Source organism: Pseudomonas sp., assembly GCF_037994325.1.
Taxonomy (GTDB): Bacteria; Pseudomonadota; Gammaproteobacteria; order Pseudomonadales; family Pseudomonadaceae; genus Aquipseudomonas.
In genome coordinates, this window is sequence record NZ_JBBNAH010000738.1 from 1 (window position 1) to 8,714 (window position 8,714).

Sequence of the window (8,714 nt, forward strand, 5' to 3'; positions counted from 1 at the left end):
CACCCGCTGTAGGGGCCGGAAGGGTTGTACAACCCATCGGTTGAGGTTGATTCACCATGCCGGTAAAGCTTGAACACCCTACTCGCCCCATCACTTAGGCGGTTGCTTTCAGCATTTTTCAACGTAATAGCAGGCAGCAATCGGCCCAGAAACAGCCGTCTCCGGCCTGTATCTAGAGTCAAAACATCGCGGCTGAAGCCGCTCCTACAACAAACCCCGATCCTCTAAAAGACCGGCTTCAGCCGCAAGCTTTTTAGTTCATTTATTGACCCATTTCCTGGCTGGAAGCGAACATTCACCGCCTCCCCCATTGCCCAATCCAAGACACTCGTCCCTCCAATCACTCGCGAAGCTGCCAACAATAAAACCGTGGCATACTTCGCGCCGCTGGGGCCAAGAGGCTTTTTGCAGCATTTAAACCCTCTCTTTTGTGAAAAGGATTTCCGATGCGTAACTGGATCAAACTATTCGCTGTTGCAGTCGCTTTTGCGGTAACCACAGGTTGTGTGTCTGTGCCCATGGACACACCCGAGGCGGATGCCGCCTTGAAAGCGTTCAACGCGCCTGCGGCCGATAAGGCTGGGCTCTACATCTACCGGGATAGTTTTGCCGGCCAAGGACTGAAAAAGACGGTTAAGGTGGATGGCCAAGTCATCGGCGAAACAGCCAATCGCGTGTATTTCTACCGCTTGCTCGATGCTGGCACTCACACCATCGCTACCGAGTCTGAGTTCAGCGACAACAGCATCTCGCTCACGGCGATTGGCGGGCAGAACTACTACGTACGTCAGTCAATAAAAATGGGCGTATTCGTAGGCGGTGCCAAACTCACTCAAGTGTCCGAAGCCATTGGCCAACAGCACCTGCAAAAGTGTGAGTTGGCCAAGTAGCGAGCGCATAGTGTCGAGTCGGCAGCTCATCTGTTCAGCTGATGAGTTGCCGCTTTAATGTCCCCCTTTTAACCAAATCCACCCGTCGACGATCCTCTTCAACCCATCCTGCCGGGCGTTCTCAAAACCCGCTTTCCAACTCCTTGTAAGGCTCGATCTTCGCCTGCAATGCCTCCACCGCTTTCTGCATCCGCGCAACGTCTGCCTGTGCAATTTGCAAGTGACTCTCCAATAGCTCGCGGGGCGCGGGAATGGTGGCGTCTGCGGCGCTGCGCAGGGCAGCAAGGCCTACATATTTCCGATGGACATAAGGGTGGTGCGCAGGCGCAGCAGAAATTCCAGCCAAGCCATGTCTTTGGGCGCATACCACCGTTGCCCGACTGGGGGCGCGGGCCACTGGCGCCAGCAGGCTGATGCGTTTGTAATAGCGCAGGGTGTAGGCGGTAAGACCGGTGCGTTTGGCGACTTGGTCAAACGTCTGGTGGGCATCCATAGGCGCCATTCTCCGTCAGCGTTATTCGCCAATACCGCTTCGTTTAATCGAGGCGAGCGGCGGCCAGCTTGATGCCGCGCTTGGCAAACACTTCACGCGTCGCACTAATGCCGTTCAACGCACTGGGAAAGCCTGCGTACACCGCCATCTGCATGATGACTTCAACGATCTCTTCGGGTTTGCAGCCCACATTCAGCGCGCCTTCGATATGCACTTTCAGTTGCGGTTGCGCGTTGCCCAGGGCGGTGAGCGCCGAGATGGTCGTCAACTCGCGCGTGCACAACGCCAGCCCCGGCCTGGAGAACACGTCGCCATAAGCAAAGTCGACGATCCAGTCGCCAAGCTCTGGCGCGATATCGCTCAGCGAATTGACCACGGCCTCGCCGGTGGCACCAGTAATTTTTTCCAGGGATAGGGCGCCTTTCTCACGGCGGGCGTCCGTTTCGCTAGCCATCGCTGAGACGCCGAGTGCAGAAAGCATAAGGCCCACTGCGACGCCGAGTTTTGTTGATGCCATGACAGTGCTCCTTGAGTGAAACCGCGCAACGGCGCTGGCCGCTTTGGCGGGGTAACAAGGAGGCTATTGGTTAGAGTGCGCTCTAAGTCAAGCGGGGGTGGGAGGGACTTTTGTAGAAAAGGGGACGGAATGAACCGCCTCCTTTTCACCGGTCTTAGCGACACCTACATCTCGTGCCCAAACTGTCGGGGAAAAGGGTCAGATCTATTTTCTTACTCTAAAAACGTCCGTTTCTGGTCAGAAAAGCCGTGCCTCATAACGGCAACACTCGATCCCGGATCACACGCTTCATTACCAGGGTCGATGTAAGCCGCTGCACGTTGGGCAAGTCTGACAACTGTTCGTCATACAGCTTTTGGAAGGCCGGCAAGTCGTGGGTTACCACGTGCAGCAAGTAGTCCGGTTCACCAAACAGACGTTGGGCATCGATGATGTGCGGGATGTCGAGCAAAGCGGTTTCGAATGCCGCCACGGCCTCGCGGTTGCCCTCCCGTAATGTGGCAAACACAAGCGCCGAGAAGTTAAGCCCCAACGTAACCGGGTCCAGTTGCGCCCTGTACCCCTGGATGGCGCCCGACTCTTCCATCGCCTTTACGCGGCGATGGCAGGGCGACAGGCTCAAGCCCACTCGATCAGCCAGTTCGGTAACGGTGAGTCGTCCATCCTCTTGCAGTTCGGCAAGAATCTTTCTATCAAGTCGGTCCAATTGAAAAATACTCCCTCGAAGCGGCGCATATGCGAGCGAGTTTAAAAGATTATCCCGACTAAACCTCTATATTCTTCCAATCCGAATTCAGCTGCGACAGGCCGCTACGCGGTAATGGCCTCGCCACTTCGGAGAATGGGATGAGTGTGAGCACCTTTGCCGCGTTCTGGGCGGTGTCTTTTCTTTTTGTGATAACGCCGGGGGCGGATTGGGCCTATGCCATCACGGCGGGCATGCGCGGGCGGGTGGTGCTTCCCGCTGTGGCAGGGTTACTCGGCGGCCATTTACTCGCTACGTTGTTTGTTGCGGCAGGCGTTGGCGCGCTTGTCGCCCGCTCGCCACGGGTACTGACGGCGATGACGGTTGTCGGCGCGGGCTACCTGATCTGGCTGGGTTTCAACCTCTTGCGACGTCCGGCTCAGCCACAGGCCGGGGATGCCGAGCACAGCGACTCCTGGCTGCGCTGGGCAGCCAAGGGAGCCTGCATCAGCGGCCTCAACCCCAAGGTGTTTTTGTTGTTTCTGGCGTTGCTTCCGCAGTTCACCGAACCTGCTTCCGACTGGCCGATTCCCGCTCAAATGCTCGCGTTGGGACTGGTCCATACCACCAGCTGCGGGGTGGTTTATTTGCTGGTTGGCTACAGCGCTGAATCGGTGCTCAAAGCAAGCCCGCGTGCAGCGCGCTGGGTCAACCAGTGTTCCGGAGCGGCCATGATGGTGGTTGGCCTGATTTTGCTGGCTGAACAGATGTTCGGCTGAATCCAGCACGAGGTGCATCCATGGGCGAACAATCGCTCCCATACGGTCAAGCGGACAACGCTCGACCTACTCGCGTACGCATCAATCATCTCAAGCAGATGAAGAAACTCGGACAGAAGTGGGCAATGCTGACGGCCTATGACGTCTATACCGCCGAGATTTTCGAGCACGCCGGTATTCCTGTCTTGCTGGTCGGAGACTCTGCGGCCAACAACGTCTTCGGTTACGACTCGACCTTGACCGTGACCGTCGACGAACTCATTCCACTGGCGCGTGCAGTCACCCGTGCGACTCGGCGGGCATTGGTCATCGCCGACCTGCCCTTCGGCTCTTACCAAGGCAGTGCCGAGCAATGTTTTCATACCGCCGTGCGCTTTATGAAAGAGGCCGGCGCCCATGCGGTGAAGATCGAGGGGGGCATCGAGATTCTCCCGCACGTACAGAAGCTGGCAACGTCTGGCATACCGGTGATGGCCCATATCGGCTTCACCCCGCAGGCCGAGCACCAGTTGGGAGGCTATCGGGTACAGGGACGTGGCTCAGACGCTCAGCGATTGGTGGAGTTGGCGTGCGCGCTGGAGCGCGCGGGCGCCTTCGCACTATTGATCGAAATGGTGCCCGGCGAGGTTGCCGCGTCCGTCACCCGCGCCGTATCCATCCCTACGGTAGGGATTGGCGCGGGCAATGAATGTGATGCTCAGGTACTGGTCTGGCAAGACATGGCTGGCCTACGCAGCGGGCGACTGCCTCGCTTCGTTAAACAATACGTCGACCTACGCAGCATGCTTTATCAGGCCGCGCAGACGTTTGCTGGCGAGGTAAACAGCGGTGTGTTTCCGGGGCCGGAGCACACCTTCCATGACGTAGAGGAATGAAGCGCTCGTGCCGGTATCACGACCACTGCCAGGCGCGCGTCGATCATCCGTTTGCCACACTACGCCGCGTTAGCGCCGGGCGGTGGCGATACTGACCAGCCCCTCCAGCCAATCCTGATGGCCATTGATCATCGGGTTGGGCTTCGCCTTTGCCAGCTCCAGCGCAGGTTTACCCTTTTGCGTTTCCTGGGTCAGCACACGAACCCGCCCACCTTGCAAATCTTCCACCAACCAGGCGTGGTGAACGTCCAGACGTGTGTCGCCTTCACCTGCCCAACCGTGCCATGCCACGCGCCCCGGTTGGCCATTGGCGGGCGCCACATACTCGGTGCAGGCCGCCTCCACAGGAAAGCCGAAGGTTTCAAAGTAGAAACGCACGCCCTCTGCCAACTCCGGCCGCTGGTCATCGTAAAAGCGCACGTTGGCCGAGTTGCCGTAATAGCTGGGCCACTGCGCCGGATTGGCCAGAAACGGCCAGATTTTCGCTGCACTAAGCCCGGCGACGATGATTTCGTTGGAGACAAAGTTCTCGGTAAAACCGGGGATGTAGTCTTCCGGCCAGATGATGTGGTTCATGGAAATCTCCTCAACAAGGTGCGCCGTGCAAGCAGCAAGACAGCGCGGACAAAAACAATGATGATGACCCTGGTTTCATAAGACCAATCACCATTGCTGAGGAAGCGCATAACCATGCGTGATATCAGAACCGTCGACCTCAATCTGCTCAAGGCCCTGGACGCGCTGCTTGATGAAGGCACCGTCACGCGTGCAGCAGCCCGTTTGGCGGTCACCCAGCCGGCCGTCAGCGGCATGCTTACGCGCCTGCGCGAAAGCTTTGATGACCCCCTGTTTGTCCGCTCACAACGGGGTTTAGTACCCACGCCACGCGCGCTGGAACTGGCTGTGCCGATAAAGCGTGTTCTGGCGGAAATCGATTCGCTCCTCCAGCCAGCAACGTTTGAACCTTCCAACGCCAACCTGACTATTTCCATCGCCGCTACGGACTATGCGCAGCGCAGCATCCTGATGCCCTTTCTCACCACACTGCGGCTGCGCGCACCGGGCATTCGGGTCGCGGCGTTGCCGGTGGACGACAACCGTGTGGTGAGCCAGTTGGAAGATGGCGAACTGGACCTGGCGATACTCACGCCGGAAACCACGCCCGACGGACTGCACGCCCGCCACCTCTACGACGAGCGCTACGTCTGCGTAATGCGCGAAGACCACCCGGCGGCGCCACGCATGACGCTGGACACGTTCTGCGCCCTGGACCACGCGATCGTGTCTTATGTCGGAGGTGGCTTTCGCGGCGTTACCGACAAGGCGCTCGCCCAGCTGGGACGGGAGCGGCGAGTAAGCTTGTCGCTAACCAGTTTTCTACTGCTGCTCGAAGTGCTGCGCAGTAGTGACCTGATCGCCGTGGTGCCCGAGCGGCTGGTTAAAAACAGCGATGGACTGCGCGTGTGCGAGGCGCCGCTGCCCATTGAGGGCTTCAGCAAGACAGTGGCGTGGCATGAGCGTACCCATCACCACCCCGCGCAACAGTGGGTGCGGTCCTTGTTATTTGAAACGTGCGCATCTGCTGGCCTTAAGTAATACATCGCGTTTGCTTGGCGTTGCTCGTGGTAGTGCAACGGGTGACGACAGGCCGCTTCTAGCCGATTGCTATCTGTTTCCATCGACGACTCGTAGCCAGTACACAGGAAGCCTCTAGCCTGGGATTTCCCTGCTGAGGCGCGTCAATCTAGCAAAGTGTTCATCGCTTTCCGGCTCGCTGCACCCATGTATTGAGGCGCAGCCTGGTCAGAGTGGGCCAGCCCCTACAATCGCCCTCACGGCAACTGAATCTCCGCCAGCGCCCGCCTCTGCGGTGCGTCAGATATCTGGATAGAGCCGCTAAAGGGAATATCCATATCCAGCACCAGCGCCACCGAGGCCGCGATCAGCAGCGCGGATACGGCAAACATGCCGACCATCATGCCGTTACGCGGGGCGTGGTAGCCGAAGGCGGCGAAGATCAGCATCATCCAGGCCACTAGCATGGCGATCAGGGGTGCGGGAATCGCGCCTTCCGATTGCTCCAGCAACTTCCAGCGCTGTTCCATCAGCCCGTGGTATTGCTGGCGCGCTTCCACCAGCATGGTTTCGTGGTAGCGATCATGAGGGGTGATCACCCGGAGCGCATCGCCCAAGCGGTCGAGGTATTGGCCGCTGATGCTCGGTTGCTGGTGCAGGGCATCGTCGCTGCGGGAAGGGTGTTCGATGGCTTGTTCAACGTACTCTTCAAGCCGTTTGCGCGCCTCGTCGGCACTCGGGCCGTAGGTGCGTAAGGCGCGGTCGAGAATGATCATTTTGGTGGCAAACATATGTACATCGGCGTCGATGCCTTCAAAGGTGTTTTTGGCCGAATTGATCAGCAGGCCAAACACCAGCGAGGTCATGACCACAAACAGGTTGGCCAGCAGGCGCACCACCGTATTGGTTTCTTCGTCGCGGTGGTGAGAGGGCAGCTTCGGGCAGAAGTGCATCATCAATAGCGCTGCCGCCAGCAGGCAGACAAAAATTGCAGCGGCAATCCAAACCAAATCCATGCGTGTGCTTCCTTCGGCGCCGTTGGCGGAGCATTAGCCTATCTGCACCGCGTGACTCTTTATAGGGCCGCGCAGCCCGCTCTGCCGATATCGACTGCACGCCAGCGGTGAAAGTGCAAAGCAGCGCCCATTTCTAGCCGCCCGCACGCTGCTTGAACTCGGCCAGATCCTCCTCGGCGCGCTCCAGCAGGTAGTCATCATCGGCCTCGCGAGCTAGCTCAATACGTTGTTGGAAATAGCCCAGCGCCCGCCCATTGTCGCCCCGCTCATGGGCCAGCACACCTAGTTGAAACAGGCCGTCAAGTTCGATATCCAGCTTGTGATGCTGGCGCGACAGGCTCACCACACGCTGCAAGTACGCCTCGCTCTGCGCCCACTCTTTTAGCTCATAGGTGTTCTGCGCCAAGTTGGTCAGCATGCCGGTGAGCTCAGCCTCATCCGCGCCGAACGCCGCTTCGGCATCTGCCAACAACTGGCGGTTATAGGCCAACGCCGCGGCGTAGTCGCCCTGCAGGTGCAGCCAATAACCCAACTCCTGGCGCAGGCCGAAGTGCTGCCGTTGGCTCAGGCTATGGTCTTGCGGAATCAAGGCGATGGCGGCACGCAAATGCTCAATCACCTGCTCTGGCTGCTCCAACTCGGCGGCGCCCAGCGACAGGCTGTAATGCAGCGCCAGCACCTCATCCGCCGGCAACACCGGGTTGCGCTGTTGAATGGCCAAGGCTTGCAGGCCAAAGGTGCGCTGCTCTTCCCACTCATCGCGCTTGCCCTGCAACAAGGCCAGGGCGGCGTAGAGCTGGGCCAGCTCGGCGGAGTGCTCACCTTGGGCCTTGGCCAGGGGGATTAAGGCGCTCAGGTCGGCATACATTTGTGAGCCGCTGAAAATGCCTTCGGGGTCATGCAGGGTGGTGCTTAGGGGGGTGAAGCGTTCGGCGAATGTTGTTTGCGGCACGATGATTACCTGCGCAGGTGGCGAGGAGTCTTGCATATAAACGTTCCCTAGCTTGGCGACAGCAAGCGGTCGATAGCCGTTTAGCGGTTCTGGCTTTTGGCGAGAGCGCCGGCTACCCGCGACAGGGCCAGGCGGTCTGCTTCGCTCATAACCCGATACGCGAGCAACAACTCTGCCTCTTCAACCGTCAAGCCATCGCTCTTCATCGGCACGCGCTCGCCGGTTACGACGTAGAGCACGTCCACGCCACGCGCAGCGAGCGCAGCCAGGTACTTAACGTCCGGGTTTCGCTCATCCTTTTCGTACGCGCCCTGGGTATTACGGTTCACTCCACCGATCTGGGCGAAGTCTTCCTGGTTGGCGCCAAGGCGGGTTCGTTCTTCACGTAGCCGCTCGCCTGCACTTTGCGCTGAGGAAATTTCGGAAGCACGGTTTTTCAAGCTAAACATCCTTTACATGCACGCTTTATCGTGCAAAATTGCAATCACGTGCTCACGTTTGCGCACGTCACCGCACTATGCCCGGCGCTCTTACTGCCGAGCAAGGTTGCAGCCGCTCGGTTGCCGGAAAAGAGGATTCGGCCCGCCGAGCATTACCCTAAATCCATTGAGAGAACGGAATCCATGATTCAGACAACTTCCCCAGTAACCACGCAAACCCACTTCTCACCTACCGAAGGCCGGCCGCTGTTTTCGGTTAACCCCGGCATTCCAGTGGACGATGCGTTGGAGCAGGCCGCCATTTTGTTGGGCTGCATTGAGCATTTGGTGGTGTGCGATGCCAGCACCAGCAAGGGCTCGGCCAATGCCACGTTGCAGTATTTGAGCGAGATGGCCCACGCGGTTGTGGCGGCGTGTAAGAAGGAGCCGGTTCAGGCTTAAGCGTTAGCGCTACAGCAGGCGGGCCAGCGTGTTGCTGGCCCGCTTTTTTGT

12 protein-coding genes are annotated in these 8,714 nt (G+C 58.8%); 5 read left to right on the top strand and 7 right to left on the bottom strand.

Translation table 11 applies throughout. The annotated features are described in order from the left end of the window. The first annotated feature begins 518 nt into the window (after nucleotides 1-518). A complete protein-coding gene (locus AAAB16_RS24640) occupies nucleotides 519-890 on the top strand; it encodes a DUF2846 domain-containing protein (RefSeq protein ID WP_340665719.1) in 372 nt (123 codons plus the stop codon). Nucleotides 891-1,011: 121 nt separating this feature from the next. Here the strand turns inward: AAAB16_RS24640 and AAAB16_RS24645 are convergent, their stop codons facing one another. From AAAB16_RS24645 to AAAB16_RS24655, 3 genes are all read right to left on the bottom strand, one after another. Continuing rightward, on the bottom strand, nucleotides 1,012-1,383 hold the full coding sequence (locus AAAB16_RS24645; protein WP_340665720.1) for a MerR family DNA-binding transcriptional regulator: 372 nt from the start codon (nucleotides 1,381-1,383) through the stop codon (nucleotides 1,012-1,014). A gap of 43 nt (nucleotides 1,384-1,426) precedes the next feature. Further along, nucleotides 1,427-1,837: a carboxymuconolactone decarboxylase family protein gene (locus tag AAAB16_RS24650; protein ID WP_340665721.1), complete on the bottom strand. Its 411-nt coding sequence runs from the start codon at nucleotides 1,835-1,837 to the stop codon at nucleotides 1,427-1,429. A gap of 316 nt (nucleotides 1,838-2,153) precedes the next feature. Continuing rightward, complete coding sequence (locus AAAB16_RS24655) at nucleotides 2,154-2,606, bottom strand: Lrp/AsnC family transcriptional regulator (protein ID WP_340665722.1); 453 nt, start codon at nucleotides 2,604-2,606, stop codon at nucleotides 2,154-2,156. A 140-nt stretch (nucleotides 2,607-2,746) separates the two neighbouring features. Between AAAB16_RS24655 and AAAB16_RS24660 the strand changes: the two genes are divergently transcribed. Together AAAB16_RS24660 and panB are read left to right on the top strand one after the other, a co-directional pair. Continuing rightward, nucleotides 2,747-3,364: a LysE family translocator gene (locus AAAB16_RS24660; RefSeq protein WP_340665723.1), complete on the top strand. Its 618-nt coding sequence runs from the start codon at nucleotides 2,747-2,749 to the stop codon at nucleotides 3,362-3,364. Nucleotides 3,365-3,384: 20 nt separating this feature from the next. Further along, entirely contained in the window at nucleotides 3,385-4,239 is an 855-nt protein-coding gene (gene panB / locus AAAB16_RS24665; RefSeq protein WP_340665724.1) for a 3-methyl-2-oxobutanoate hydroxymethyltransferase, read from the top strand. A gap of 69 nt (nucleotides 4,240-4,308) precedes the next feature. On the opposite strand, the gene AAAB16_RS24670 is transcribed toward panB, so the two are convergent. Further along, the gene (locus AAAB16_RS24670) at nucleotides 4,309-4,815 is read right to left on the bottom strand and encodes an SRPBCC domain-containing protein (protein WP_340665725.1); all 507 of its coding nucleotides are present in this window, start codon (nucleotides 4,813-4,815) and stop codon (nucleotides 4,309-4,311) included. A gap of 114 nt (nucleotides 4,816-4,929) precedes the next feature. Between AAAB16_RS24670 and AAAB16_RS24675 the strand changes: the two genes are divergently transcribed. Beyond that, nucleotides 4,930-5,835, top strand: a complete 906-nt coding sequence (locus tag AAAB16_RS24675; RefSeq protein ID WP_340665726.1) for a LysR family transcriptional regulator — start codon at nucleotides 4,930-4,932, stop codon at nucleotides 5,833-5,835. A 236-nt stretch (nucleotides 5,836-6,071) separates the two neighbouring features. On the opposite strand, the gene AAAB16_RS24680 is transcribed toward AAAB16_RS24675, so the two are convergent. From AAAB16_RS24680 to AAAB16_RS24690, 3 genes are all read right to left on the bottom strand, one after another. Next, complete coding sequence (locus tag AAAB16_RS24680; RefSeq protein WP_340665727.1) at nucleotides 6,072-6,830, bottom strand: hypothetical protein; 759 nt, start codon at nucleotides 6,828-6,830, stop codon at nucleotides 6,072-6,074. Nucleotides 6,831-6,963: 133 nt separating this feature from the next. Then, on the bottom strand, nucleotides 6,964-7,818 hold the full coding sequence (locus tag AAAB16_RS24685; protein ID WP_340665728.1) for a tetratricopeptide repeat protein: 855 nt from the start codon (nucleotides 7,816-7,818) through the stop codon (nucleotides 6,964-6,966). A 44-nt stretch (nucleotides 7,819-7,862) separates the two neighbouring features. Continuing rightward, the gene (locus tag AAAB16_RS24690) at nucleotides 7,863-8,222 is read right to left on the bottom strand and encodes a helix-turn-helix transcriptional regulator (protein WP_340665729.1); all 360 of its coding nucleotides are present in this window, start codon (nucleotides 8,220-8,222) and stop codon (nucleotides 7,863-7,865) included. A gap of 183 nt (nucleotides 8,223-8,405) precedes the next feature. Between AAAB16_RS24690 and AAAB16_RS24695 the strand changes: the two genes are divergently transcribed. Beyond that, nucleotides 8,406-8,663 (top strand): DUF3077 domain-containing protein, encoded by a 258-nt coding sequence (locus AAAB16_RS24695; protein ID WP_340665730.1) that lies wholly within the window; start codon nucleotides 8,406-8,408, stop codon nucleotides 8,661-8,663. Nucleotides 8,664-8,714 lie beyond the last annotated feature (51 nt).